Source organism: Legionella massiliensis, from assembly GCF_000756815.1.
Taxonomy (GTDB): Bacteria; Pseudomonadota; Gammaproteobacteria; order Legionellales; family Legionellaceae; genus Tatlockia; species Tatlockia massiliensis.
On sequence record NZ_CCVW01000001.1, the window covers coordinates 748,713 to 775,432 of the forward strand.

Genomic DNA, 26,720 nt, shown 5'->3' on the forward strand with positions numbered 1-26,720 from the left:
AAATTTTGCGGCAAAACCCATTTGAACTGGGAGTTAAGTTAAATTTTCTGAGCTGACACAGTTAGATAAATACTCTCGTAAGAATTTCAAACCAATCAACTGCAGGTAAATGTTCTAAAATATGTTGGTAATGCTCTACTCTTAGACCAAGTCCCATACCTAAGGATGGGTATTTTTTCTTTATCCCTGGTGTCTTCCATTTATTTTAATTTCTCACGGGTTAAATGATATGAAAAAAGGATGTCCTAGGCGGACATCCGTGGTTAAGGGATTAGTATGAATTACCACCAGAGCTTTTGCAGCTGTTTTTGCTTTTACAGTTATTATAACTCTTACAATTGTTTTTGCTTTTGCAGTTATTGTAGCTTTTGCAGTTGTTATAACTCTTACAGCTGTTTTTACTCTTGCAGTTGTTGTAACTCTTGCAGTTGTTGTAACTCTTGCAGTTGTTGTAACTCTTGCAGCTGTTTTTACTCTTGCAGTTGTTGTAACTCTTGCAATTGTTTTTGCTCTTACAATTGTTATAACTCTTACAACTGTTTTTACTCTTGCAGTTGTTATAGCTCTTGCAAGAATTTTTTGAGCCATTAGAGTCGCCATACCCAGAATCAGAACCTGAGCCACCGTAGCCTGAATTAGATCCCCCTGAACCGGAGTTAGAGCCCCCATAACCCGAATTAGATCCCCCTGAACCGGAGTTAGAGCCTCCATAACCCGAATTAGATCCCCCTGAACCGGAGTTAGAGCCTCCATAACCCGAATTCGATCCTCCTGAACCGGAGTTAGAACCACCATAACCCGAATTAGCGCCTCCAGAATTTTTCGGAGTACTTCCATAGCCACCACCCCAACCGGAAGAAGCGTAAAGACCTGAGGTGAAGAATGCTGCAGCAGCAGTTGCAATAATTAGACTTTTCTTATCCATTTCTATCTCCATTAGTAAAATAGATGAGAATCTCTATTAAGAGTAGATGAACAGCTAAAAATATTCAAATTGTTGAAAATATGTTCTAAATACAAGTCAATCTAACTAACCAGGGTTCTGTCGCAAAAAATTTTATGCTCTGTTAGCTTATTGAAATTTTTTGGATTTTTGATAATGCCCAATTTCAAATGGAAACATTTCAAGCAGGATATGATATTGATGTTGGTCAGGTGGTACCTAGCCTACTCCCTGAGCTACCGAGATATTGAAGAGGTTGCAATGGAGCTCAGACTAAAAGTTGACCATTCGACCATTAATCGCTGGGTAGTTGAGTATTCCCCTCTTCTGGAGGAAGTCTTTCGCAAACGCCACAAGCATGCGACAGGGATTTCCTGGAGGATGGATGAGACGTATATCAAGATAAAAGGGCAATGGATATACTTGTATCGTGCAGTTGATAAGGAAGGCCATACCATTGACTTCATGCTTTCTGAAATAAGGGATGAGCCTGCAGCACAGGCATTTTTCAGCAAAGCTATTGGTTCAAATGGTGTTCCAGAGAAGGTAACAATGGACAAAAGCGGCGCCAATAAAGCGGGTATTGATATCATCAACTGTAAGCTGGCTTTCCTGTTCTTGATGGGTGGTGTGTTCCTTCAGATTGATGTGAGACAAATCAAGTACCTCAACAATATCGTGGAACAGGATCATCGGTTTATCAAGAAAATCGCAAAACCCATGAAGGGATTCAAGGCTTTTCATTCAGCTCAAGCGACGCTGGCAGGTATTGAGCTTCACCATATGCTCCGAAAAGGACAGCATCTTCAGGCAGGAAATCAATCTATTTTTGAACAGTTCTATGGGCTTACTGCATAAACTCGTCCAGCCTGCCTCTAACCTGATTCTGAAAATTTTTCGCGACAGAACCCAAGTGATGGAACACTAGGCGGTTACTTCGGCGGTCTGAACATAAAAAAAAGGCTTCTCGCGCTTGAACAAGGAGACTCGCAGTGAAATGCCTGAATGGGGCATTATGCTTTTAAACCAGAGTGCGCTGAAGGAGATTCCAGCAAGTAAATTACCGTAGATATCCGCTATAAGAAAACTGTCTTCTTTAGCCCTTAAGAAGTTCAAAAGCGGGAAAACATGAGCCTCTATTCTCCGTTGTGTTATTAACTGCATCACTTCGAAAAGACTGCCTAGTTGAAATACAGGTCACTTTTCTCAATATGTCATATGCGGAAATCTCATATCATTGTCAGATAGATGAATATACTTAAAAATTGTCCCTTGGATAATATTTCCATAATAAACAATTAATATTTCATTAATTAATTCTGTATAGACTTATTATCACCGCAAATATAAAGAGTTTAATTATGAAAAATTTATCTTACGAAGATCGAGTAAAATTAGTTAAGCTAATGCATAAAACCTATGAAGAAAGTCATAGCATAGAAGAGCTAATCAGCCTTCGTAATGAAGGGCTGTTAATCATATGTGAAAACCCTGAGCAAATACAAAATTGGATCAGTAAAGGGACAGCTAATCTCCATGAGCACAGGGAATTCAATAAACTGATTAGCGAATTAAATGATTATCAAATGAAGCTAAAAAAAGCGGAGGAGAAAATCTTATCTGCTGGAAGCAAGTTAAACTCTGATTTTTCTGGTGCCGAATTAGATGCTAAAGAGGCAATTCGCCTCGCAAGTGGTAATCCCAAAAAATATGATGAAGATGAAATGGCAGTTAACAGCTATTTTGCCTCTAGTGAAGCAGCAGATATTAATAATCGAAAAAAAGCGGGTGAAAAAGTCGAGCACCCGAAAGAAATTTTAGCTAAACAACAATTCATTAAAGAATCAAAAAACGTAGTCAATACCCTCGCTAATTCGCTAATGGTAAGATCTCCTGCTTTTAGGGCAGCGAGGATTGATTTTATAAAAAAATCCTTAGAAGACCCGCAATATAATGCAAAATTCGTTGATAGAAATGGTCAAATGCAATTTAGGACAATAAGACCAGATGGTGACTATGGAAAACCTGAAGTCACTTTTAAAGAAGGATTAGCACCTCAATTTGTTAGTATCTGGGCGTTTCAGAGTGGGGTAATAAGCAAGCCTTATGTCAATGATATTTATGCCAACAGTGGCGAGAAAGTGGGCTGGTCAGGAGGTATCACTTCAACTTCTGCAAATTTAAAATTTTGTGCAGCCTATGATTTTGCTGCAAGTTATGGAATGCAAGAAGGTTTAATTTATATCTATGCCTGTGATGAAGCAGCGTCGATCGCTCGCCATATTACTTTCGGTGTTGGATATGATGGAAAAGTAGATCAAAGCATGGGGATTGATCGAAGTAATGCGGAAGCTGCAATGGAATATATGCTTCCTTATCTATCGCCAGAGAGGATTATTGGAGCAAGAGAGGTTCATAAAGATGGTAGTCTCGGCGAATTTTTTCCTAATCCCAATGTTAAGGAAAGTGCCTACGGTGATGTTGAATACTTAAAATTAATGTTATGTGAATCCGTTGATGAAATTAAACTGATAGAGTTTCTGGAAAGAAGAAGCGTTGAAATTATTCATAATTCTAAAAATGCATCTTATGTTAATCAAATGGTTTCATTATTTACTAATCTTCCACCAAATCGCCAAGCTGTGGTATTAAAAATAGCCCAGGCTAGCTTAGTTGCTTTAAACCAACAATTAGCAATGAGCTTTGACCAAAACCTTGAAATCGATGATCCTAATAAATGGGAAATGCTCAATAATTTAAAATTTGCTGATGATCTTTCGCAACCCCTGGAAATATTGCCAGAAACAATAGTGAATATGTTATCTCCAACAAAGAAAGATGAATTAAAAGAGCATTTAGAAACAGAAACGAGTATTCAGGTGCAATCACATTTCATTTATGAGTTTGAGAAAGATAAGCGAACAGATAAAAATATTCCTGCTACACAAAAAATTAATTATCCAGCCCCTCGCTTCTTTAAACAAGAAAAACCTGTAACACCTGTGACTGAAGATGATCTTGCTGAAATTAGTAAAATCGCTCCCCAAAGCTCCAAATAGAAATTGGAAACTGGCTAGAAAATACTCCGAGAAAGGAGTAACTATAGCCAGTTTAGGGCCATTTGATTAAAAAATAAATTCTCTGTATAATTTTCGAATTAAATTGATAGGGAATTTATATGAAAAACAGTACAGAACTAGTTAATAGCGATCCTTTGTTAACACTATTCAACGAAAGCTATAACAACTATGGCCGTGAAGTATTTGAAGATGTGTTTACATCTATCTCTGACAACATAAAAGCAATTTATGAGGTATATCAAAAATTTCCCTCTACTTGCATAAATTTTCTCGAGCAACTGAAACTACCTTTTCAAGAACTTGAATATTTACAACAAGTAACTAATCCAATTAGATTTTATAGTATAAAGCGGAGAAACCCCTCTCTCGAACAGTTAGCCATAAGCCTTGATGCATTACGTGCAATTATTAACGGTAATCAGCAGATGTTCCAAGTACTCTATGAAGCGAATATAAACAGACTTGATTGCGAAAATAAAACGGAGACTTTCAAAAAGGTTGCAAAAGAAGTTTGTATGGCTGTAATTGATATTACTATACACAAACTTGAAACGGATAAGATACATGGACAAGCAAGAATAGAAAGAATGGAACCATCCGACAATAGTTATATAACCTTATCTTAGCAGGTGAGCTTTTCGCTCTTAGTTCACCACACTCCCTCAATAATAGCACTCATCATTGAGTAATAGGTTAACCTCTCATTCCAGTATCGAATTCCCGTGGCTTAGCCGCGGGAATTCGGGATGGGGGTGACCTATTAGATTATTGAGGTGCAACTCTTGCTCATCTAAATCAACAAGACCTTAAATTAACCATCAGAATGCTTAGGGAGCATTTGTTTCAAGTTCACCACAATAACATTTTACATCATAACTTCCTTCATCTAACACGCAAGGTTGAACTGGGAAATTAGCATTCGATGCAACATAACATCCTTGGCTTTTACAGCCAGAAATATAAGAAAAATCGGTTCCAATACAATGTGCTTCACATGAAGAAGTAGTTGCATGAGAGCTCCATGCCGTCACATTTATAGAGCGCCCAGATTGAGGACAAACCGGTAAATTTGGAGGACAGGAGTTCCACTGAGTTGGGCAAGTCGAACTTGCGCAATCATTTTGACAAACACAATACGCATAGGAAGGATAAGTTCCAGAGCAATACTCCCCTTTCCCAGCCGTGAAATACCAACCATTTCCTTTGCTGTTACAAAAATCCTGACAGGTTGTATGAATTGTTTCGTTATTAGAGCCAAAACACTCTTGCTGGGAAGAATAACTTTGGTTTGTATTTACTGTGCCGCTAGGGCAAAAATGATCAGTAGCCCACGCAACGCTAATGCATCCCAAATAGATTGCTATCCCTATTAATTTAAAAATAGATTTCATTGTTTCTTCCTTATTCGTTAGAGTGTCTGAATCATACTGAGAATGCTTTTGTTTTACCTTAACAAACTGCTAGCCTCTATTCTCGTAGGCTATAGACTAAACAACTGAGCTTTATTTAATCACAGACGATTGTCGCAAATTCAGAATGTAATTCGCAGAAAATTGTATCGAGAAGTTCAAATAAAAGAAATGCTGAAACCTATCTATATTTCTTAATAAATTAGTACTATATGTATTTACTAAAAAATATTAACCACCTATTATTTTTAATACTTACTTAGATACCAGCCAGTTTTTGCGGGTTTATTTACCGCCAATAAAAGACAATGAAAGACAACCAAGAGGTAATTCCAAGATCTTTGTTTAGATCATATTTTATATAGTCTCTCGTGGTCTTTGATAATCTTTCATAAAAAGCTAAAAAATCATGGTAGCGGGTTCAACTCCCGCCGTCTCCACCATAAGTTATTGATTTATAATAAAATATTCAATTAATTTTCTCTTGCGGCACCATAAAGGTACCAAAAGTAAAGTTTTTTAGCTCCTTTCCAATTATGAGAGCAGTATCGAACACTTCACTCTAACTTTATAATTTTCTAAATTTCAGACTATAAAATAGGCACAGAATGAGTTTTTTCTCTCACTGAAATCTATTTCAATCAGTTATTCTCAAGATATTGGAGTTGGATTTTATATATTTAGACAATTTCGGAGATAAAGCTCCGAAATTGTTCATTATAATATTTATATCGAGTTAGTCTTCAACTGAGATATCTATTTTTTTCTGGGTTGCTGCTTCTTTTTTAGGTATTGAAATTTCCAATACGCCATGAGCATAACGAGCAGTAATTTTTGCATCATCAGCTGTTTGTGGAAGGCTAAAGCGGCGATAAAACTGCCCGTGAGCTCGCTCCCTTCGTGTATAGCCGTTTTGATGTTCTGTTTTATCGAATTGGCGAATTCCTTTTAATGTCAAAACATGTTGCTCTAGTGAGATATCTACATCTTCTTTTTTTACTCCAGGGATATCTGCAATAACTAGGAAGCGTTCTTTCTCTTCTTTAATATCAACAAGAGGGACCCAGGTTCCTGTTTCGATAAAGGAAGCATCGTCCTGTAGCTGAGGATTTAAAAATTGCTCCAGTAAGCTACTAATGTCACGAGCCATAGGGAATGTTCTGCGTAAATTATTCATAGCATCTCCTTAATTTGTCGTTGATAGACTAAAAATGGTGATTATTTTTAAAAAATCAAGAGTGTCAAACTAAGGGGTTGAATTATAGAAGTAAGGCAAAAGCGAATAAGATAATATTTAATTAATTAGAATAAATTTAAATATGTTTATCATTTCGCTTTTGCCCCACTTCTAAGCTTTGTAATAAACCTGGACGTATGCCGTCTAAGCTCCAGCTATATCTATAGTTTTCATTTGCATATCCATTTGCTTATTACCACGTACAATAGTAACCGTCACTTGGTCGCCTACACTTATTTCCGTAAGCATATTATATAAAACATCATAATTACGAACTGCGTGACCATTAAGCGCTACAATAATATCGCCTAATACTATTCGTCCCCAAGCGTCTCGATGAGTTCCCCTTAAATGTGCTTGAGCAGCTGGGGTATTAGGTAAAACATCTGCAATCAAAATTCCTTTATGTATACCTAATTGACGTGCAATAGCAGATGGGATTCTTCGAATTCCTATTCCTGACAATACTACTCGTCCATTTTCAATAATTTGCGTTACGATTCTTTCAATATCATCAGCAGGAACAGCAAAACCAACTCCAGCAGATGAGCCTGAAGGAGAATAAATCATGGTGTTCATCCCAATCAATTGCCCAGCACTGTTTAATAAGGGGCCACCTGAATTGCCAGGGTTAATTGGAGTATCTGTTTGAATCATATTCCGTATCGTCACACCACCGATCCCTGGTACTTTTCTATTCAAAGCAGAAATCACCCCTTTGGATAAACTATGATCCAAGCCATATGGATTGCCAATTGCAATCGCCTTTTGCCCCACTATTAGATCATTAAGATGTACTATTCGAAAGGGTGTAAATTGTTTTAATAAAGACAATGCTTCCAGTGCCTCGATCTTTAAAACCGCAATATCTTTACGAGGCTCTACTCCCACCACTTTCGCTGGAACTGTCATTTTGCCCAAAGTAATTGCCAACTTATCCGCTCCGTTAATAACGTGATAATTTGTGACAATATATCCGCTGTTATTCCAGATAATTCCAGAACCAGCTCCATCTTTAACTTGCATTTTCTCAAGAGAAAGATTGGTGACTGTTGCCAATCTGTGCACATAAACTACTTTAGGGGACGCCTCATGAAAAACTTTTACTGTATTTTGTTCATCAGGAAGAAGGGTATTTATATCTAAACTATACCCTGGAAAAGCAAGAAATAAGAATATAAAAAAAGAAGTAAAATATATAAACAGTTGTTTAGCCATCGATATATCTCCACCAAATTACATTAGCCTAGGAACCTTGCATAACCAGCATTAAAAAGACAAAACATCTAAAAAGGGAAATACCCTAGATCACGAAAAATATTTTGTAACCTATCAAAAATGCTGTCAATAACCAAATGTGGTCAATTTTTTTACTTATTATTCTTTAGCCTAGCACTCTGGAACTTGCACCCTATTGACTTGGTGTGTACATTGGGACTGTTTTTGGACTAGATTAAGACTTTTAGTTAAAATCGTTTTTACTAACTACCATAGACGTTGTATTTTTTATAAAGGTAGATGTATTACCGATCTCATATCCATCATTTTAAAATTGATATGACTTCAAAAAACAAGGTAAATAATTAAATTATTGTTATTCGAACATTTACGAAAACCATTAGTAAAAGTGATCAGCATAATATAACCCTAGACCAAGTAATTGATTTGCTGCACAAGGGAAATCAACGGTTTATTCAAAACTTGCGATTTACTATAACAAGGTGTGCCTGACGACAGGCCTGTCATATAATCGTGAGGTTTCTGCAAGTAGAGATTATTCTTAGCGAATCACTTTCAATAGCCTTCGACTATTACAATCAATTAAAAAAAAGAATAGCCCATGAGGCCTTGTTTTTTCATTTTTGGCTTTGGTTACACCGCAAAAGCGCTCGCCCCCAAACTCATTGCACAGGGCTTTAAGGTTATTGGAACTTCTCGTACTCCTAATGAGAAAAAACAAAATAATGTAGATGTTGAGCTAATTGATTTCGATATCCCCTGATATGCAGGATTACTTAAGCTTAGCAACACATCTTTTAATTTGTATTTCTCCTACCAGAACCCTGAGTGAGATCGTATTAATTAAATACAGTGAATTAATTAAAAAACAAGCCCCATATCTTCAATGGCTTGGCTACCTTTCTTCCACGGGTGTTTATGGCGATCATCAAGGGAGTTGGGTGAGTGAAGAAAGTGAATGTATTCCACATACTGTAACAGGAGTTGCACGCTTAAAAACAGAGCAAGCCTGGTTTTTGTTCGCTCAAAAACATCAATTGCCACTCCATAGTTTTAGGCTATCAGGAATTTATGGCCCAGGAAGAAATGCGCTTGAACGACTCATACAAGGTAAAAAGCATAGTATATTTAAAAAGCATCAGGTATTTTGTCGCATTCACGTGGAAGACATTGTTACTACTCTTCTTGCTTCAACTCAACTACCTAATCCCTTACCGATTTATAATGTCTCTGATGATGAACCAGTGCCAGCCCATGTAGTAGACCACTACGCCGCTAAACTCCTTTATCGAGATCCACTGCCTTTGATTCCTTTTTCAGAAGCTGAATTATCACCCATGCAGCAAGAGTTTTATGCGAATAATCGTCGAGTATCTAATTTAAAAATTAAAAGGGATTTGCATGTTTCTTTAAAATACCCAACTTATAAAGAAGGGCTAACTCAAATTTGGAGAAATGATTTTGAGCGCAAATAGGCCAATGAAATTTCAGGTAGTCTAAAAAACACACAAAATCATTGTAATTCCTTATATGCTTTGGCCGGTGAATTAAAGAATTACCGATAGCATACAATGGCAATTAAAGACGCAATTTAATGATTTTGAAAAAGAATCTTCCTGCTAATGCTAAACCAGTCTAATCAGAGAAGGGAATGAGAAATCGTTTTTGACTTTGGTGAATCACCTTTATAAAAAGATATTTAAATACTCTTGAAAAAAATATTTTTAACCTAATATTAAGTAAACCATTCAATATTTTGGAGATTTTTTCAATTAATTCATAATGTTATGAACTCAAAATAGAAAGGCACCTTAATTTTTTGTTATTTTTTAGTTTTTATTAAAAATGAGAATTAAGAGGATTTAAACTATGACAACCGTTCAAACAATCGTTCGTGGTATTTCAACAACCTCAGGAATCAATTTCCAGATCAATAAGCATTTCAATAAGCTTAAAAGAGCCTACTGCAAAATAAAGAAATGTAGGGTAAGCATTGAGTTAGCAAAAAATAATACACACAAAGACAAACTTTATTGTGTGTGCATTAGTATTACTATTCCTGGGAAACAACTAATTAGTAAAAAGTAAGAGCCTAATTTATTCATAGCCATTCGAGATGGTTTTTTAGCAATCGAGCAAATATTAGAGAAAAATTATAAAAAGAAAGTGTTTTTCAAAAAGAGTTACTCTCATTATCTGTGTGGTGCAAATGAGACAATCAATGACTCGAGGCAGTTGATCTAATACCCAATTGAGGGAGTAGGCATCGCCTAGGCAGGGCTAAAAGCCCTTGCCACTAAATTTTCAAAAGTTAGAACCCAATTACTCTAAAGAAAGAGGCTGATATGAAGAAAGGGCTGATTCTAGTTTTATCTTGTGCACTCATATTCGCAGCAGTAAGGAGATGCTATGAGTAATTTACGAGAACCATACCCTATCATTCGTGATATGGGCAGTTTACTGGAGCATTTTTTAAGTCCTCAGTTACAGGATGATGCTTCACTAATTGAAACTGGAACTTAGGTGTCTCTTGTGGACATCAAAGAAGAAAGAGATCGCTTTCTAGTTATTGCTGATATCCCTGGCGTTAAGAAAGAAGATTTTGATATTTCTTTAGAGAAACATGTTCTGACATTAAAAGGATTCCGATATTTTGATAAAGCAGATCAGCAAAATGGCTATACAAGAAGAAAGCGGATTCAAGGGCAGTTTTATCGTCGCTTTAGCCTTCATCAAACAGCCGATGATGCAAAAATTACTGCGCGATATGCACATGGAGTATTAGAAATCTCGATTCCCAAAAAAGATACACTCACTCAGAAAAAATAGAAATTTCTGTGGAATAGAGCAAATAACCACAAAGGCTTATGTGCCGTGTCTTATCTGTTTCTGTTAGTGGTTACTATGCCTGTCGTAATCGGAAACCTTCCGCCCTTTCAGAAAAAGATAAGGAGCTATCTAAAAAGATAAAAGCCATTTTTGATGATGAGAAATCACGTGCTGGACCCCCAACGATCGCTAAATGCCTAAAGAGCGAAGGTGAGCGAGTCGGAAAGCATCGTGTTGCTCGAATCATAAGTGAACAGGGTTAGAGAGCGAAAGCAGCTAAGAAGTTTAAGGCAACAACTAATAGTGAGCATCAATTACCGGTTGCGCCTAATTTGTTACAGCAAAATTTCTTAGCTCATAAAACCAATGAAAAATGGGTAAGTGATATCACCTGTTGTTGGACGGAGGACGGTTGACTTTACCTTGCTGTTGTGATGGATTTGTACTCACGCAAAGTGGTTGGATGGGCACTATCCGAGCGTATGACAAAACAGTTAGTTAATGTGTCCGATTTTCCGGAGCAAGATCATTGTTGACTACTATCCGTAGACTATCTGAAATTCGGTGACCTTAGTTGATCTTCGTCGATCTCCTTTTCATCGGAGGCCGCTTCCGCTCTTTCAGTAATATCGCTTAATTCTCGACGCATATCAGTAGTAATTCCAGGTTGTACTTTTGGGGGTTCACTGGGATGGGGTGCAGATGGTACAGCAGATGGCACTGTTGGAGCTTGCGCTACCGGAGTTGCAGGGTAATGGTGTTCTCTGGCTAAACGGTTAATGTGACTTAGGCTTGTCTGCGCTTCGAGCAAACTCATGCGGTTTGCAGGTTCCAAGGCTGTCATCTGAGAGATCACTGTTTTCATGGCTTCCCCTTGAGGGGTATTAAAATAGGGATGACTAAAGTCCAGAGGATTTTTTTGAGACCATTGAGCCTTAACCCATTGATATTCGCCCCAATCCTCCGGAGGAGGTATAAATAAAAGTTGTGGGCGCACAAGATAATCATAAAGCGCCAATCCAAATTGATAGCTCATGAATGCTTCTGCACTAGATACTGGAGAACGAGATTGTGTTCCTATATGTTCAGGAGGAAGATAAATTTTTGTAGCGGCACCTATTTGACGAAGCTCATTATTTTCATTGCATGTCACAATTCCCTTGGTATCACTCACGACTATCTTACCCTCTTTAGCAAGAAAATTAGTTAATTTGATATCTGTGTGTGCGCAATTATTGGCGAGTAAGTGTTGCCCAAATTGTGTTAATTGACTAAATATATCAGTAGCTTGAATGGTCAATTCATTAGGCTCCGGTACATCTCCCAGGCGATTCCGTTGTGCTTGTAAGTCTCCCTCCGGAATGTATTCTGAAATTGAAATTGAATGATTTCCAAGAGAAACAGGATATGAAATATTTTCATCAAGAGTAAACATAGTCTCTATATTCTCAGGTAAAGTTGATATATATGTTTTTGCAAACAACTGTTGAGCGGGACCTAGAGAGAGTTTGTGCAATATGTCTGCATTAGGGGCTCCCATAGGTTTAGCACAACGAAGCATATATTCACGGCCATTGTGCTCATCTAATATTTTCCAATTTGAATTATTACTTCCTCCCAAGCGGGACAGTTGCAAATGAGGTAAACCAGGAAATAACAGCTGTTTTAGTTTGGGGATATCTTCTTCAGAGGGAGGCTTTTTTCTCATCACTGTGTAAATCTCTTTTAATTGATCTCGCGTCAAACTCTCGATTGCGGAAGACCATGTTGCTTGATTTTCATCGCCGATGAGCTGCTCTATGTATTCTTCTTGCAAATGCGGAATACGCTGCATGCAAACGTTTAACTCATTGTTAACACTGCGAAGTGCTCTTTTGCAATAGCGAATGCAATCGGGATCAGTGAGTTCAAACGCAAGTTTTTGAAGTAAAAAGTTTTTGAATTTTCTCAGGTCATAATAATAATTTTCTTGTTGCGCTGCTGTACTATCGGCTTTTGGTTTTTGAATGCAAACTCTTGCTAGCGCATCAGCTATCTCGCGGAATTCGCCACCGGTTGTTCGTGTAGCCTGTAAGACCTCAGTTAGATTTTCTCGAGATTTTGATAATTGAATCAATTGCACTTCACTATTGTAATCCGTTGTGAATGCTTGGGAATAATATGCAATCTCATCAGTGATCCCTGAATATTGAACAAGCCCATCTAATGCTAGAGTATCAGCAGAACTGCTAGATTCCTGGCACCCCATGTTGAACGTAACTTTAAGAGCATTAATCATAAAATTGATTTCTTCTAGAAGCATCGCTTTTTGAACTATTAATTCTGCGTAGGGTAAATCTTCGGAAATTTCATTGTAATTTTTTATTTTATCATTCAATTTTGCTATGCGAGGATCATTTAGTTCATTGGCTACCAAGTGCAACATTGAAAGAACTCCCTGCCCATATGATATTTACAATTACCGAACATATTTCATTAATCTTTTTTCCCGCAAAGATTAATGAAATCAAGCTCTCATTCGACTCACAATTTCTCTTTAGAGAATAGTGTAGCCTGATTGATCTCCATGGAATTAAATTTTCGATACGATAAATCGCCTAATATTTGCTAATCTTGTATTAGTATAGATCATTAAATTAAAGGTAATCAGAAGATACAATCAAAACGGAGATTCATATAAAAAAAGAAGCGCAAGCCAGGCGCATGCTCTAATAGATTTTGCTCCTGTATTCGAGCAACAAATGTATTGAAATGTCAGGCCGTGCAAAAAATAAATAGGTATATTCAAATTCAATCTGATTTTACCCTTGAAATTGGCTTTTAAAGAGGTAACTAAGGCCGAATTTTAATATACCCATTTGTTTTATATATAATATTTGGGGAATATTTGGGGTCAGACCCCCATAGTAAGATGCAACCTGGTCCTCGAGATAAACTGCAGAGGACCGATTGTCAGCATATCCTAATTTTAGCGAGGGTTAAAGCCATTTGTTTCTCTTTCTTCCTTGGTTTCTTCATCAATAGCAGGACACTCAATAAAAGGCATTCTCTTGAAAAATGCATCCCAATAGGCTGGATTTTCAAGGTACTCTCTTCCGTATTGAATACTTTTATAGCGCAATATCCTGAATTTAATGTCAGTTGCTCGCTGAGGGAATGGTAACATACCGGTTTGGTTAACAGTGGGCAATGATTGATTCGCTGCATTTGCTGGATGTTTGTTAGCGGATATTGTACTAGAAAGTCCATCATTCGGGGTTTTAGATGGGACTTGTTGTTGAAGACTATCATTAGAATGGATAGCTGTGGTTGGTCTATCAATAGTAGGGTTGCTACTGTTAGAAGAGAGAGCCCGATTATTATCCTTAGAACGGTTACTACCAGGCTGAATAGAGTTAGTTACCACCATCGGTAAAGCAAACGCTCCCTTTGGTATTCTGGCACAATTTATTGCTTTTTTAAGCATATCTTTTACTGCACTCTCTTCCATTTCATTGAACACTTCATTAAAAAGATCAAGTAGTGGTTTTTTGTGTTGATTTCTGGCTGGCCAGTTCTTAAATTCTTCATCAATGATATCTTTTAAGCTATTAAATTCCTCGGCTACAACAAGTTCTCTGATTGCATTAGCTATTATTCTCTCATTATATTCCCAGGTGCTGATGACTGTTTTTGCACTGTTTAATGTACTTCTAATCAGCTGCAGTGCATTTACGGTAGATGCTTCTTCTTTCTCACGGCGTAACATAGCTCCATTCTCCTATAAATTAGATTCTTGTAAATTATCGAGGGGCAGTATGAAAGAGGAATATTAAGAGTTAATTAGCTAGCAATGAAATATACGAATTAAACAAATTTGGTTTTGGAAATCCCTGACATATCCTGGCTAGGCACCCTAAAATAAATTAGGTTATCTTTTGAAAAACTTGGGCTAAAGCTCGGATTGCAAAGTGTAGAAATAAGGCCGCTTTCTAATCAAGGCTCTAGTAGCTGTAAGAAATAACGCGTGGTTTTAAAGCTTTATGTGTTATATTTGCTAATTTTGTATTATTGTGTTCCATCCAGCTGAGAGTAATAAGGGCTGTGTTGCAAAAAACATCATAACCGCAAAAATCTGAATTTTAGGAACAGTTCATCAATATAGTCCAACTTGCTCATTAATAAATGAAATTTCATTACGATTTCCATACATCGAAATATTAAACTGCCCCTTTTTAAACATTCGCATGACTTCAAAACCCTTGATGGTTGCATAGGCGGTTTTCATGGATTGGAATCCTCGGACAGGATTGATAAGTCGCTTGAGCTTTCCATGATCGGCTTCAAGCCGGTTATTGCGATATTTTATCTGTGAATGACTTACGTGAGAAGACAATTTTCCTTCCTGTTTTAACTCCTTAATTGCCTGACCATAAGCCGGGTTTTTATCTGTATCTATGATGCTGATGTCACAGGATGGATTGTTCTTGATAAGTTTTTTCAGAAACCGCTTCGCAGCAATAGCATTGCGTCGATGAGATAGATAGAAATCAATCGTATTCCCTCGCTCATCAATTGCACGGTAAAGGGATTTCCATTCGCCCTTTACTCGGATGTAAGTTTGATCTAGGTGCCACCTTTGGGAATAGCTCCTTTTGTACCATTCCCGCCGTTTCTTCAATTCCGGCGCATAGTGCAGAACCCAGCGATACATAGTGGTATGATCTATTTTCAAGCCGCGTTCTAGCATCATTTCTTCCAGATCACGATAGCTAATTCCATATTTACAATACCAGCGTACGCATTGCATTACTACTTCACTATGAACTAGAACTCTAGAGCAGTATCTATGGACTATCGGATTAGTATTTGTCTTTCTGTACAATAGTAAACGAATCGAAACTAGTTTTGACAAAAATTTAGAGTTAGTAACCGTCAAAACAACCTGGGTTATTAGTTGGACTCAAACCTATTCATTGAGTGATGTAAAAATAATTGCATTCCAACAGACTAAGGGTGATAGGATGCACCTTATAATGAAGTTAAGCTTTAACGCCGTTGATTTAGGTGACATTTCAGACCTGAGTGTTATAGAACAGAAACAACTTCGCCGCTCAATCAATGACTTTTTAGGTCTGTCTGTTCCCACTGCCTAGTACCCCGCTCCCAAAGAGCTTCCTTCATTTTTTCCCGAAGATGAGTCCTTTAGTAGTCACGCAGGTGTAATTCCTTTAATTAATCAGGAAGTTAATCCTCGGTTATCAAAGGCTATTGCTGTTTGGGCAATCTTATCTTTGATATCTTTGAGTAATAGCGTATTCAGGGTAGATTTGTCATCACTAAATTAGGTTTTAAGGGTAATAATCAGGATGAATTTGAATATATGTATTTATTTTATAAAACATATTTTTTATCCGACCCGAGGTATTTGTAGAAACTCTCTTAAGTATTTCAATTCAAGAGAGTTTCTGCATTATGGATTACGAGAGTAGCTTGACTAATGCTTGTGCGCCAGCGGTTGAAGATGCGGGGTTTTGCCCTGTAATTAAATGGCCATCAACGATAACAAAACTTTGCCAATTAGGTGCTTTTTCGAATAGGCCTCCTAATCGTTTCAACTCATCTTCTACGAGAAATGGAACTACTTCTGTGAGCTGTACTGCCTCCTCTTCACTATTAGTGAAGCCTGTCACTCGTTTTCCTTTGACTAGGGGAGCACCTTCATAATTGACATGCCGCAGCACTCCTGGCGCATGACATACTAAGGCAATAGGTTTTTCAGAACTATAAAATGATTCAATTAAATTGATTGAGTCAGAACTCTCAGCAAGATCCCATAAAGGGCCATGACCGCCCGGATAGAATAGCGCATCAAAATTTTCTGCTTTCACATCCGTAAGTTTGGCGGTTTGGGATAGTTCATTTTGGGCTTGCTTGTCTTGCTTGAATCGTTGCATGGCCGGGGTCTGACTTTCAGGTAAATTACTTTTTGGATCAATAGGAGGCTGGCCTCCTTTAGGTGAGGCTAAGGTGAGCTCAATACTTGCATCTTTAAATACAAAATAAGGAGCTGCAAACTCCTCCAACCAGAAGCCTGTTTTACGCCCCGTATTGCCGAGCATATCATGTGAGGTTAGCACCATTAATATTTTCATTCATTTCTCCTTAATAGAATGCTGAAGATGGCAATGCTCTTTCAGTATAATATACAGTTAAGCTACATGAAGCATGGCTATAAAATTGTTAAAACTGTTTCTGCCTATATAGGTGCTGAATACCCAGATGCATTCAGATGTATTATGGAAAAAAATTTATCTGAAAAAATAGCAAATTTAAAGACTGTAAATCGCTGTAAAGTATCCGTCTTGGATGATGTGCAATTAACGCAACTAACGAATAATGGAACTTGCTTTATTAGAGACACCAATCAAATCGTATTCGAGCTCATGAAAAATGCCTAGATGAACTTTTACCTTTAAAAATTTAATTAGTGGTTGCGCTGAAGAGCCATTCAAAATGGCGGCGTGGAATATAGCTCTATTGTGGTATGCTGTGATTCAATTACTAGATTGAATAAAGGATAATCCATGAAAGCAAGATTTATTTGCTCATCCTCGCTACAACATTATGCAGCTTTTCTCCAGCTTATGCCTCTTTAGCTAAATATGAGTCCACTTGTAATGTTTAAAGAAATATCCAAAACAGAAATCCAATTGGCTCGGCAAGCGCTATGTCTTTTGGATACTTCACTCTTCAAAGCAAATGAGGCCATCCCTATTGATGATTGGCGAACAAAAGAGGGAGGGTTTAAAGGTCTTGTAAGACTTATATTGGAACAACAGGTATCAGTTGCTTCTGCCAATGCGATCTGGAATCGGCTTGAGGTTGGACTCGGGATTGTTGAGCCACAGCAGATACTTACTAAAACAATTGAAGAGTTAAAGGGTTATGGCCTATCAACACCAAAAGCACGCTATGTGCATGGAGTTGCCCTGGCACATGAACAGGGTGAAGTCGATTTTAATGAACTCAAAGATCTCGATGATAAGGTTGCTATAGCCAAGCTAACAGCTTTAAAAGGCATAGGTCGATGGACAGCCGAAGTCTATCTAATGTTCTGTGAGGCACGCAGAGATGTATTTCCGGCTGCAGATTTAGCCTTACAAGAAGCAATCAGGATTCTTGATAGTGTTGCACACCGTCCTTCAACGGAAGAATTATACTCAAGATCTGAGATGTGGAGCCCATACCGAAGTTTTGCTGCACATCTTCTTTGGGGCTATTATAGGGCCATCAAAAAAAATATTATTCCTATGCCACAGGGTGTACCACTATTGATAAAATCGATCAGATAATTACTCAGCGTTCAGAGATCTTTTGAAAAATCAAAAATAGACACTCCGTCTTTATTATTAGGACGTTCAAATATTTTGGGATGTTGCAAGGCAAGGGAAGCATCTTGATAACCAGCTTGCCAGTGGTCTCTCATACTTAAGCGAGAGAACTCATAGTCCTTAGAGTGGCCTTCGTATTGTCTTGCATGATAAATAAGTTGAACAATACTATACACTTTGTGATCTGCTACTTTTTTTAGTATTGCTACCTCTTCATTATCCTGCAATTCAGAAGACAATTCTGAGAGTAAGTTAGCGAGTGCATAGCGAACTCGTTGAATATTCTTGAAGCGATCGGTTGCAGCACGTGTTCGACTAGAATATTGAATTTCTTTCTGGCGTGTTATCGCTCCAGATAGATTGCTGGGTATATTGCCTTGGGCACTCCAAAGATCAATCTGAGATGCAAGAGTATCTTGGCGAATTTCTCCATCTACAACCCATTGTAAAGGGGTGTTAGAAATCAGTCCGCCATCCCAATAGAGCTCACCATCAATCTCAGTAGCTGCAAAGCCCGGCGGTAATGAGCCACTTGCCATTATATGTTCGGGACGAATATTTTCATGTGTGCTGTCAAAATAAATTAAGTTTCCACTGCGCACATTGACAGCACCTACGCTAAACCGGACCTCTCCATGATTGATGCGATCAAAATCGACGAAACGCTCAAGAGCCGTTTTCAGTCCGCTAGTATCATAAAAACTGGTGGCTTCAATCGTTCCATCTGGATGGAAAAAAGGGGCGGGGGAGCGTGGCACAAAAAAATCAGGAGCACCGATCATCATAGTAAAATTGGCACTCATTTTATTAAATAAATTGCGTTCTAGATCGGTACCTGGTGTCAAATGTTCAAACATTGTTATCCAATCCAACCCGGGCTTAGAGGTTATGGTTTCCCAGAATCCCCTGAGTTTTGCTACCCTTTCCTTAGGGGGATTACCCGCAATAATAGCTGCATTGATAGCCCCTATTGAGATTCCAGCAATCCAGTCAGGATATACTTCCACCTCAGCAAGTGCTTCGTAAACCCCTGCCTGATAAGAGCCTAAAGCCCCACCTCCTTGCAAAACAAGAGCAACACATTCAAAAGGTAGGCGCTTTTTTGCAGTATTGTTTTTTTTTATTCGTGGCGAAGATTTTTGAGTTTGCCCTGTCATGAGGATCCTCCTTGAATATAATAAAGCATAGCAGACGGGTATCTGAGTTAACTAATCATTTATTGGCTTTTATTTATTGCTGCAACTATGGGCTTTTATGTAAATAAACAGAGCCGCAGTCATTCTTTAGGTATCGCAATGCAGGTGACTTCAACTAACAACTCAGGAAGGGCTAGGGCTGCAACCCTACAGAAGTACTGGTATAAGAGGAAACCGGCATACATTTTTTTCTTGTTGCAAAATAAGTGAGCCCATTTTTCTCAATGTTAATGAGGTAGGAAGTCATAGATATAATTTGTTCCAAACCAGAGTTTGCGGTTTGAAGAGCATATTCAATATTTTTGAATGCTTGTTTAGTTTGATCTTCAATATTATCTGCAATGACTCGTCCTTCTTTATCTTGCCCTGCTTGGCCGGTTACAAAGATTAAATTATTCACTTGGACACATTGAGTAAATCCATATTTTTCATAGGAAAGTAACTCCGGAACCTCAATTACTTTTTTCCATTATTATTCCTTATCTACGTTTTCTTTGATCACTCTTTCCCTATCTAAAATTTACTCTTGCTTTAGAAGAGGCAAAACCAAATAATATCTAAGATTAATTAACTTCAGGGAAGTCAGATGAGACGATTGATACAAATCAGTAATAATAGATTGGATGTACTCGGTGAAGCAATAGGCTCCAGAATGAATACATTTTTGCCCATATTCTCAATAACTCTAGCCGAAAACACAGCTACACTAGCTTTAAATAGTTCGTCAGAGGGTTATTACCAAATTCCCAAAGATAAAAGCGTAAAGGACCAATCCCTTTATCTGATAAGTTGTTTAACTCGTTGCGAAGAAGACAAAGAGAACGATATGCACACCGTGATTAATGAATTTTTTGATGGAAAATTCACTGATAAAATCGCAATCAAATTCTTTAATAGAGAAGGGTTTTCATCCGAAAATTCTGAGCCTCAAAATAAGCAGCAAATGGTTTTTAGCTAACAGGCCAGGTATATGTTTGGAGCATTGAGTATCATCCACAGTGCTGCCAGGGTTCGATACTGAGGTGGGGGCTGACCTATTACGAGAAGGCTTTGTATCTGAATCTCGGTGAGTTTGAGCGATGCTCTTCAATCTCCTCTTCCTCGGGCGCAGGTGGTACAACAGGTGACACTGTTGGAGCCTGCACCACCGGAGTTGCAGGGTAATGGTGTTCTCTGGCTAAACGGCTAATGTGAGTAAGGCTTTCTTGTGCTTCGAGCATACTCATGCGGTTTGCAGGTTCCAAGGCTGTCATCTGAGCAATCACTGTTTTCATGGCTTCCCCTTGAGGGGGGCTAAAATAGGCATGACTAAAGTCCAGAGGATTTTTTTGAGACCATTGAGCTCTAATCCATTGAGGTTGGCTCCAATGTTCTTCCGACGGTGGATATATCAATTGGGGCTGCACAAGATACTCATAAAGTGCTAATCCAAATTGATAGCTCATGAATGCTTCCGCACTAAATTCTGAAGGCCTTGGTTTTCCTCGGGCAAATTCAGAATGTATTCTGAAATTGAAAGAGCTCCAATATTAATAGTATGTGTGTAACCTTCACAAACAGCAAAATTAATAAATACAGGCTCAGGTAAAGTTGAGCACAACGAAGCATATATTCATGGCCATTGTGCTCATCTAATATTTTCCAATTGGAATTATTACCTCCACCCAAGTGGGACAGTTGCAAATGAGGTAAACCAGGGAATAACAGCTCTTTTAACGTGGTGACATCTTCTTCAGAGAGAGGCTTTTTTTCATTACTGCATAGATCTCTTTTAATTGATCTCGCGTCAAATTCTCGATTGCGGAAGATCATTTCTGCCGATTTTCATCGCTGATGAGCTGCTCTATATATTCATTTCGCAAATTCGGAATACGCTGCATGCAAACGTTTAACTCATTTTTAACGCTGCCAAGCGCTCTTTTGCAATAGCGGATGCAATCGGGAGCAGTGATTTCAAATGCAAGTTTTTGAAGTAAAAAGCAATATTTGGGGTCAGACCCCTATGGTCGTTCGGTAATTTAGCCCATATGAATACTATTTAGGCTGAAATTGTATGAAATAACGCGTGGTTTTAAAGCCTTGTGTGTTATATTTACTAATTTTGTATTATTGTAACTCACCCAATTAAGAGTAATAAGTGTATGCAATCTAAAAGAGAGGCTCATATAAGTAAGAAGAGCAAGATAGCCGATGTTGTGTCTAACTCATCTGAAGGAGATATAAATAGTTTTGTTCCTGACTTCGAGCTATTGATGCAAACAGATCTTGCGCATAAGAAACGCAGCCAACCAACTTCTTTAGTTTATGATCAGGTCAAACGAGAGGTTAATGACGCAGAAGAAGAATTTAACAAAATCAAAACAGAAAAAGGTAGATATAAACGAAAATCCACATTAAAGGCAATGATCAGTACAAAGAGAAAGTGGCTAAGTGATGTAGATGATGCAAAAACTAAAAATTATCCGGCTCTTTGGGCCGCCATGTTGCATGGGTATCAACTTGAGCTGGTTGTGAATCAAACAGAACAGGTTAGGCAACAGGGCTTAGTAGTTAAAAGAGCGACTGTAGAATTTGTAAGACTATTTCAAGATGTAATCGCACAACACATTGAAATAGAAGGGAAAACCCTTTCCTGGGCCGAGATAGTCAAATATAAAAACATTTTGAGCCGTTTCCATCAGTCTATTAAAACGATCGTTATTGAAGATAAAAGCGAAATTACTCTAGAAAGGGTTTCTAAGCTTTTCTCAGACCATGATTTAACGATTGAGCATGACTGGGTTGGTCATGCGGCCTATACCCAAATCTATCGAGAAAATAACCAATTAGTCATTACCCATTGCAATCGAGGCATAGGTCTAAGGTCCACTTACAATTTAGTGTATCGCATTAATATCGCAGGCTTAGATTTAAAGCAGTTAAGAACAGTCATTGCAACGATCACTGGATTAGAAGTAAAAGTTGATAATGAAGAGGAGTATAAAAAATTCTATGAGCAATATGATAAAACACTAAATGATTTTGGATTCAGTTTTAGTTGGGGCAAACATGTCATACCGCAAAAGATAGGGAATTGTGTTCTGGCAAATTTAAAAGGTTTATTAAAAGAGCGATTACCTGAAGATATCTATAAATGGTGCACTACGGAAATGAGGGACTTAAGTGCTATTCAACATCTTATAAATCCTATGCTGCAGTCTGGAAAAAATCTAAAAAATAAACAATTCAATATCGATACGGATGATGATTTTTTTCACTTGAGGCAATTAATTAATTATATCTTTGATAAATCAGTGGAAGGAATAGTCAACGATCATCTTGGCAAGGTGCGGAAATCGGAGGCCTTAAAGAAGGCGCTCAAGGCGATAGGAAATTATGAGAGGGTTATTAATGAAAATAAGACCTTAAGCAAGGAAAATCGCTGGAAATTAAAAAATTACATTCACTCAAAAATAGATCTATATAAAAAAATATTACTCAATTCTGAGATGCGACAACCGGAGATACTGTATCGAGTACTTTGGGCTGAGGCACAGAAAATCCTAACCCTATCATCAGAGGATGCGAGCAAAAATGAATTTTTCAAGCATTTAATAGGCCGGGCGGCGAGGAACCCCCATATTTTTAGTGAGCTTTATGATTATTGCTACCGGGAAGAAAGAGAAAATAGTGCTGTCTTACTTAAATTAATGTTTAGCCGAGTTATAGAAGTTATAGCTGGCGATTTTATATTAAGTGATCCAGAAAATATTACTATTTATAGAGAATCGCTGAGAAGAATACTTATTAAGGAGTGTGAAAAGAGACCCTATGATTCTGAGCTGATTGCGCAATTAACAAATACTCATTTGACTCACATCAATCCTACTTTGTATGTCGCTGCATCTGTCGCTATGAACGATCTCAAAAACGAAGGATCTAAGTATGAACTATTAAAATCATTGTTTGATTCTACTTTAAAGAACAGAGACTTTTTAGATTTATTCGTTCGAAACAAGATGCCTCAAACCACCACTTTTTTTAGACAGCAGAAAGAAAGCTTTGACCTTAGAGCCTTCTTTACAGCGGCAGCGGAATTTATTATTGAATCTATAGAACTTCCTTTGACGGGAGAAAAATTGCAGCAGCATCTTGATCAGGTTTTACACTATCCAAATGAGCGTACAGTGGAAAAAGATAAAGTAAAACGATTTTTACAACTGTTCTGTTATAAACAATTACTTGACTCTAAGAAAATAGATGCGACAAATATAATTCATTGGAAAAATATTAATGTCCTTGCGAACCAATGCAAGCAAATCAGCTATTGTGTTCCTGGGGCACTTAAACTAGCAGACAGCGTACTTGATAGATACCACACATTAAAACCTTTAGTCCCTAAAGCAACACCGAGATGCGGTGGGTTAATCTCTGCACGTTGCACTGGTGTACGAGCTCTAAATCCCAAGGGTGATGAGATTGTAGTACCGACAGCCGCTAGACGCTTGTATCAATTCTAAAGAAAAATTAAGATTTGTTTAGATGATATGTTTTAAGCAAGTTCTAGTAGTCAAAGAAACCCTTGAAGGTGAAAAAAGAGTGGCTTTAACGGCGCGAGCTCTAAGGGTTGTAATGTGCAAGGCTCTAAGCATGATCAAATCATTTAACTATTCCTATCAGGAATAAGCCAGTAGCATTATTCATATTCTATTAAGCAGTCATTAAGGCTAAATCGATATACTTTCCTTTTTAAATTTTAGAGAGTCGTTTTATGCCTTTACATCCATCGAACCTGAAAAGGGGTGGCTGTCGTCAAGTGGTCATCTGCTTGAGAGTACACCGGAGTTTATCAAAGAAATCTGTGAACTTGGTGAGGTAAATAGCGATAATTGCCTGCCCTTCTTAGATATTTTTAATGGTGCAAGCAAGTACCATTTAACAGTTGAGAGTGATGAAAGTATGCAATCAAAAATAGACGTCCATATAAAAAAGAAGCGTAAGATAGCAGATGCTGTGTCTAATTCACCTGAAAGAAATGCAATAAATTTTGTTCCTGTTTTCGAGCAACTGATGCAAACAGATCTCGCCCATAAGAAGCGCAGCGAACCAGCTTCCTTAGCTTATGATCGGGTCAAGCAGGAGATTAGTGACGCAGAAGAAGAATTTAAAAAAATCAAAAAAAGAAAAGGTAGAAATAAACGAAAATCCACATTAAAGGAAACGATCAGTACAAAGAAAAAGTGGATAAGTGATGTAGATGATGCTGAAGCTAAAAATTTCTTGGCTCTTTGGGTTGCTATGTTTCATAGTTATCAACTTGAGCTCGTCGTGAATCAAAAAGAACAGGTTAGGCAAGAGGGCTTAGCAGTTAAAAGAGCGAGTGTGGAATTTGGAAGAATACTTCAAGATGTAATCGCGCAACACATTGAAATAGAAGGAAAAACCCTTTCATGGTCTGAGATAGCCAAATATAAAAACATTCTGAATCGTTTTCATGAGTCTATTAAAACGATCGTTATTGAAGATAAAAAAGAAGTTACTTTAGAACGAATTACTAAGCTTTTATCGGACCATGATTTAACGATTGTGCATGACTGCGTTGATCATGCTATCTATACCCAAATCTATCGAGAAAATAATCAATTAGTCATTACGCATTGCAACCGTGGCGAGGGCCTAAGGTCGACTTACAATTTAGTATACCGTATTAATATTGCCGGCTTAGATTTAAAGCAATTAAGAACAGCCATTGTAACGATAACTGGATTAAAAGTAAGGAAAGGTAATGACGAGGAGTATAAAAAATTCTATGAGCAATATGATAAGACACTAAAAGATTTAGGATTCAGTTTTAGTTGGGGCAAACATGTAACACCCCAAAAGATAGGGAATTGTGTTCTGGCAAATTTAAAAGGTTTATTAAAAGAACGGTTACCTGAAGATGTTTATAAATGGTGTACAAAGGAAATTAAGGACTTAGGTACTATTCAACACCTTATAAATCCTATGCTGCAGTCCGGAAAAAATCTAAAAAACAAACAATTCAATATCGATATGGATGATGATTTTTTTCACTTGAGGCAATTAATTAATTATATCTTTGATAAATCAGTGGAAGGAATAATCAACGATCACCTTGGCAATGTGCGGAAATCGGAAGCCCTAAAGAAAGCGCTCAAGGCGATAGGACGTTATGAGAAAGTTATTAATGAAAATAAAAACCTAAGTAAAGATAATCGCTGGAAATTAAAAAATTACATTCACTCAAAAATAGATCTATATAAAAAAATATTACTCAATCCTGAGATGCGACAACCTGAGATCTTGTATCAAGTACTTTGGTCTGAGGCACAGAAAATCCTAACCTTATCATCAGGGGATGCGAGCAAAAATGAATTTTTCAAGCATTTAATAGGCAAAGCCGCGAGGAACCCCCATATTTTTAGTGAGCTTTATGATTATTGCTATCGAGAAAAAAGAGAAAATAGTGATGTGTTACTTAAATTAATATTTAGCCAAGTTATAGAAACCATAGATAATGATTTTCTATTAAGTGATCCGGAAAATATGACTATTTACCGAGAATCGTTGAGAAGAATACTTATTAAAGAATGTGAAAAGAGACCTTATGATTATGAGCTGATTGCGCTATTAATAAATACTCATTTGACTCATATCAATCCGACCTTGTATATCGCTGCATCGGCTGCTATGGGTGATCTTATAAACGAGGGATTTAAGTATGAAATTTTAAAATCATTGTTTGATTCTACTTTAAAGAACAGAGACTTTTTAGATTTATTTGTTCGAAACAAGATACCTCAAATCACTAGATTTTTTAGACAGCAGAAAGAAAGCTTCGATCTTAGAGCCTTCTTTAAAGCGGCAGTGGAGCTTATTATTGAACCTATAGGATTTCCTTTGACGCAAGAAAAATTGCAGTTGCAGCTTGATGAAATTTTACATTACCCAAGTGAGCGTACGGCGGAAAAAGATAAAATAAAACGATTTTTAGAATTGTACTGTTATAAACAATTACTCGACTCTAAAAAAATAAATGCGACAAATATAAACTATTGGAAAAATATTAATGTCCTTGCCCACCAATGCAAACAAATCAGCTATTGTGTTCCTGATGCACTTAAACTAGCAGACAGCGTACTTGATAGATACTACACATTAAAACCTGTAGTCCCTAAAGTCGCACTGAGTCAGGGTGGATTAATCCCTGAACGAAATCAATATATCTGGTAGCTTTTAGTTAGAAGCTGCTCCTTAATCAGAGTCTTCTAACATTGCAGCTTCCTGCAACGAGATTGAGTATGGGGCTTTGGCCTGTTATCTTGCGATAGCTTGTAAATTACCCACACTCAGTTCATCCTCACTAATTGCCTGAGTTAAGTGAGTCAAACTTTGAGGATAAACTATCTTCTTC

General features: G+C 37.5%; 24 protein-coding genes. 13 read left to right on the forward strand and 11 right to left on the reverse strand.

Annotated features, from left to right (window positions below; translation table 11 throughout):
- Positions 1 to 213: 213 nt before the first annotated feature.
- Positions 214 to 837, reverse strand: coding sequence for a hypothetical protein (locus BN1094_RS19755; RefSeq protein ID WP_052403109.1), 624 nt, complete (start codon positions 835 to 837; stop codon positions 214 to 216).
- A gap of 262 nt (positions 838 to 1,099) precedes the next feature.
- Between BN1094_RS19755 and BN1094_RS03185 the strand changes: the two genes are divergently transcribed.
- The 3 genes from BN1094_RS03185 (at position 1,100) to BN1094_RS03200 (ending at position 4,649) form a co-directional block, all read left to right on the forward strand.
- On the forward strand, positions 1,100 to 1,801 hold the full coding sequence (locus BN1094_RS03185; protein ID WP_043872924.1) for an IS6 family transposase: 702 nt from the start codon (positions 1,100 to 1,102) through the stop codon (positions 1,799 to 1,801).
- 503 nt (positions 1,802 to 2,304) lie between these two features.
- A complete protein-coding gene (locus tag BN1094_RS03195; protein WP_043872926.1) occupies positions 2,305 to 4,002 on the forward strand; it encodes a hypothetical protein in 1,698 nt (565 codons plus the stop codon).
- A 119-nt stretch (positions 4,003 to 4,121) separates the two neighbouring features.
- Positions 4,122 to 4,649, forward strand: coding sequence for a hypothetical protein (locus BN1094_RS03200; protein WP_043872927.1), 528 nt, complete (start codon positions 4,122 to 4,124; stop codon positions 4,647 to 4,649).
- 201 nt (positions 4,650 to 4,850) lie between these two features.
- Here BN1094_RS03200 and BN1094_RS03205 read toward each other — a convergent pair whose 3' ends face one another.
- From BN1094_RS03205 to BN1094_RS03215, 3 genes are all read right to left on the reverse strand, one after another.
- Positions 4,851 to 5,414 carry a hypothetical protein gene (locus BN1094_RS03205; RefSeq protein ID WP_043872928.1) on the reverse strand — a complete coding sequence of 188 codons (564 nt, stop codon included), beginning with the start codon at positions 5,412 to 5,414 and terminating at the stop codon, positions 4,851 to 4,853.
- A 754-nt stretch (positions 5,415 to 6,168) separates the two neighbouring features.
- A complete protein-coding gene (locus BN1094_RS03210; protein WP_043872929.1) occupies positions 6,169 to 6,609 on the reverse strand; it encodes an Hsp20/alpha crystallin family protein in 441 nt (146 codons plus the stop codon).
- Positions 6,610 to 6,813: 204 nt separating this feature from the next.
- Positions 6,814 to 7,887, reverse strand: coding sequence for a S1C family serine protease (locus tag BN1094_RS03215; RefSeq protein WP_043872930.1), 1,074 nt, complete (start codon positions 7,885 to 7,887; stop codon positions 6,814 to 6,816).
- A 622-nt stretch (positions 7,888 to 8,509) separates the two neighbouring features.
- Here BN1094_RS03215 and BN1094_RS20045 point away from each other — a divergent pair.
- From BN1094_RS20045 to BN1094_RS18705, 5 genes are all read left to right on the forward strand, one after another.
- Complete coding sequence (locus BN1094_RS20045; RefSeq protein WP_245614148.1) at positions 8,510 to 8,671, forward strand: hypothetical protein; 162 nt, start codon at positions 8,510 to 8,512, stop codon at positions 8,669 to 8,671.
- Position 8,672: 1 nt separating this feature from the next.
- Positions 8,673 to 9,383: an NAD-dependent epimerase/dehydratase family protein gene (locus BN1094_RS03220; protein ID WP_245614150.1), complete on the forward strand. Its 711-nt coding sequence runs from the start codon at positions 8,673 to 8,675 to the stop codon at positions 9,381 to 9,383.
- 394 nt (positions 9,384 to 9,777) lie between these two features.
- Entirely contained in the window at positions 9,778 to 9,996 is a 219-nt protein-coding gene (locus BN1094_RS03225; protein ID WP_043872931.1) for a hypothetical protein, read from the forward strand.
- A 444-nt stretch (positions 9,997 to 10,440) separates the two neighbouring features.
- Complete coding sequence (locus tag BN1094_RS03230) at positions 10,441 to 10,737, forward strand: Hsp20/alpha crystallin family protein (protein WP_245614152.1); 297 nt, start codon at positions 10,441 to 10,443, stop codon at positions 10,735 to 10,737.
- Positions 10,738 to 10,775: 38 nt separating this feature from the next.
- Positions 10,776 to 11,000, forward strand: coding sequence for an IS3 family transposase (locus tag BN1094_RS18705; RefSeq protein ID WP_052403110.1), 225 nt, complete (start codon positions 10,776 to 10,778; stop codon positions 10,998 to 11,000).
- A 287-nt stretch (positions 11,001 to 11,287) separates the two neighbouring features.
- Here the strand turns inward: BN1094_RS18705 and BN1094_RS03240 are convergent, their stop codons facing one another.
- From BN1094_RS03240 to BN1094_RS03255, 4 genes are all read right to left on the reverse strand, one after another.
- Complete coding sequence (locus BN1094_RS03240; RefSeq protein ID WP_043872932.1) at positions 11,288 to 13,162, reverse strand: protein kinase family protein; 1,875 nt, start codon at positions 13,160 to 13,162, stop codon at positions 11,288 to 11,290.
- A gap of 543 nt (positions 13,163 to 13,705) precedes the next feature.
- Complete coding sequence (locus tag BN1094_RS03245; protein WP_043872933.1) at positions 13,706 to 14,485, reverse strand: hypothetical protein; 780 nt, start codon at positions 14,483 to 14,485, stop codon at positions 13,706 to 13,708.
- A 387-nt stretch (positions 14,486 to 14,872) separates the two neighbouring features.
- Positions 14,873 to 15,574 (reverse strand): IS6 family transposase, encoded by a 702-nt coding sequence (locus BN1094_RS03250; RefSeq protein ID WP_281175058.1) that lies wholly within the window; start codon positions 15,572 to 15,574, stop codon positions 14,873 to 14,875.
- Between the two features lie 622 nt (positions 15,575 to 16,196).
- Positions 16,197 to 16,871, reverse strand: coding sequence for a type 1 glutamine amidotransferase domain-containing protein (locus BN1094_RS03255; protein ID WP_043872935.1), 675 nt, complete (start codon positions 16,869 to 16,871; stop codon positions 16,197 to 16,199).
- A gap of 33 nt (positions 16,872 to 16,904) precedes the next feature.
- Here BN1094_RS03255 and BN1094_RS03260 point away from each other — a divergent pair, with 33 nt between their 5' ends.
- Both BN1094_RS03260 and BN1094_RS03265 read left to right on the forward strand, forming a co-directional pair.
- Positions 16,905 to 17,177 (forward strand): hypothetical protein, encoded by a 273-nt coding sequence (locus BN1094_RS03260; protein ID WP_141650409.1) that lies wholly within the window; start codon positions 16,905 to 16,907, stop codon positions 17,175 to 17,177.
- 219 nt (positions 17,178 to 17,396) lie between these two features.
- A complete protein-coding gene (locus BN1094_RS03265; protein ID WP_043872937.1) occupies positions 17,397 to 18,071 on the forward strand; it encodes a DNA-3-methyladenine glycosylase family protein in 675 nt (224 codons plus the stop codon).
- Between the two features lie 11 nt (positions 18,072 to 18,082).
- Here the strand turns inward: BN1094_RS03265 and BN1094_RS03270 are convergent, their stop codons facing one another.
- Together BN1094_RS03270 and BN1094_RS03275 are read right to left on the reverse strand one after the other, a co-directional pair.
- Positions 18,083 to 19,267, reverse strand: coding sequence for a patatin-like phospholipase family protein (locus BN1094_RS03270; protein WP_043872938.1), 1,185 nt, complete (start codon positions 19,265 to 19,267; stop codon positions 18,083 to 18,085).
- Between the two features lie 172 nt (positions 19,268 to 19,439).
- On the reverse strand, positions 19,440 to 19,706 hold the full coding sequence (locus BN1094_RS03275) for a RidA family protein (protein ID WP_245614154.1): 267 nt from the start codon (positions 19,704 to 19,706) through the stop codon (positions 19,440 to 19,442).
- 186 nt (positions 19,707 to 19,892) lie between these two features.
- Between BN1094_RS03275 and BN1094_RS03280 the strand changes: the two genes are divergently transcribed.
- Positions 19,893 to 20,264 (forward strand): hypothetical protein, encoded by a 372-nt coding sequence (locus BN1094_RS03280; protein WP_043872940.1) that lies wholly within the window; start codon positions 19,893 to 19,895, stop codon positions 20,262 to 20,264.
- A 79-nt stretch (positions 20,265 to 20,343) separates the two neighbouring features.
- Here BN1094_RS03280 and BN1094_RS03285 read toward each other — a convergent pair whose 3' ends face one another.
- The gene (locus BN1094_RS03285) at positions 20,344 to 20,751 is read right to left on the reverse strand and encodes a hypothetical protein (protein WP_043872941.1); all 408 of its coding nucleotides are present in this window, start codon (positions 20,749 to 20,751) and stop codon (positions 20,344 to 20,346) included.
- A gap of 696 nt (positions 20,752 to 21,447) precedes the next feature.
- Here BN1094_RS03285 and BN1094_RS03295 point away from each other — a divergent pair.
- Together BN1094_RS03295 and BN1094_RS03300 are read left to right on the forward strand one after the other, a co-directional pair.
- A complete protein-coding gene (locus tag BN1094_RS03295) occupies positions 21,448 to 23,805 on the forward strand; it encodes a hypothetical protein (protein WP_176695252.1) in 2,358 nt (785 codons plus the stop codon).
- A gap of 439 nt (positions 23,806 to 24,244) precedes the next feature.
- The gene (locus tag BN1094_RS03300; RefSeq protein WP_043872943.1) at positions 24,245 to 26,539 is read left to right on the forward strand and encodes a hypothetical protein; all 2,295 of its coding nucleotides are present in this window, start codon (positions 24,245 to 24,247) and stop codon (positions 26,537 to 26,539) included.
- Positions 26,540 to 26,720 lie beyond the last annotated feature (181 nt).

Coding starts and splice junctions, on each gene's coding strand:
- BN1094_RS03210 (WP_043872929.1), bottom strand. CDS start 6,609: ATGAATAATTTACGCAGAACATTCCCTATGGCTCGTGACATTAGTAGC.
- BN1094_RS18705 (WP_052403110.1), top strand. CDS start 10,776: ATGTGCCGTGTCTTATCTGTTTCTGTTAGTGGTTACTATGCCTGTCGT.
- BN1094_RS03240 (WP_043872932.1), bottom strand. CDS start 13,162: ATGTTGCACTTGGTAGCCAATGAACTAAATGATCCTCGCATAGCAAAA.
- BN1094_RS03245 (WP_043872933.1), bottom strand. CDS start 14,485: ATGTTACGCCGTGAGAAAGAAGAAGCATCTACCGTAAATGCACTGCAG.
- BN1094_RS03200 (WP_043872927.1), top strand. CDS start 4,122: ATGAAAAACAGTACAGAACTAGTTAATAGCGATCCTTTGTTAACACTA.
- BN1094_RS03270 (WP_043872938.1), bottom strand. CDS start 19,267: ATGACAGGGCAAACTCAAAAATCTTCGCCACGAATAAAAAAAAACAAT.
- BN1094_RS03255 (WP_043872935.1), bottom strand. CDS start 16,871: ATGAAAATATTAATGGTGCTAACCTCACATGATATGCTCGGCAATACG.
- BN1094_RS03225 (WP_043872931.1), top strand. CDS start 9,778: ATGACAACCGTTCAAACAATCGTTCGTGGTATTTCAACAACCTCAGGA.
- BN1094_RS03285 (WP_043872941.1), bottom strand. CDS start 20,751: ATGAGCTATCAATTTGGATTAGCACTTTATGAGTATCTTGTGCAGCCC.
- BN1094_RS03195 (WP_043872926.1), top strand. CDS start 2,305: ATGAAAAATTTATCTTACGAAGATCGAGTAAAATTAGTTAAGCTAATG.
- BN1094_RS03265 (WP_043872937.1), top strand. CDS start 17,397: ATGTTTAAAGAAATATCCAAAACAGAAATCCAATTGGCTCGGCAAGCG.
- BN1094_RS03300 (WP_043872943.1), top strand. CDS start 24,245: ATGCAATCAAAAATAGACGTCCATATAAAAAAGAAGCGTAAGATAGCA.
- BN1094_RS03205 (WP_043872928.1), bottom strand. CDS start 5,414: ATGAAATCTATTTTTAAATTAATAGGGATAGCAATCTATTTGGGATGC.
- BN1094_RS03260 (WP_141650409.1), top strand. CDS start 16,905: ATGCTCTTTCAGTATAATATACAGTTAAGCTACATGAAGCATGGCTAT.
- BN1094_RS19755 (WP_052403109.1), bottom strand. CDS start 837: ATGGAAGTACTCCGAAAAATTCTGGAGGCGCTAATTCGGGTTATGGTG.
- BN1094_RS03215 (WP_043872930.1), bottom strand. CDS start 7,887: ATGGCTAAACAACTGTTTATATATTTTACTTCTTTTTTTATATTCTTA.
- BN1094_RS03220 (WP_245614150.1), top strand. CDS start 8,673: ATGCAGGATTACTTAAGCTTAGCAACACATCTTTTAATTTGTATTTCT.
- BN1094_RS03280 (WP_043872940.1), top strand. CDS start 19,893: ATGAGACGATTGATACAAATCAGTAATAATAGATTGGATGTACTCGGT.
- BN1094_RS03295 (WP_176695252.1), top strand. CDS start 21,448: ATGCAATCTAAAAGAGAGGCTCATATAAGTAAGAAGAGCAAGATAGCC.
- BN1094_RS03185 (WP_043872924.1), top strand. CDS start 1,100: ATGCCCAATTTCAAATGGAAACATTTCAAGCAGGATATGATATTGATG.
- BN1094_RS20045 (WP_245614148.1), top strand. CDS start 8,510: ATGAGGCCTTGTTTTTTCATTTTTGGCTTTGGTTACACCGCAAAAGCG.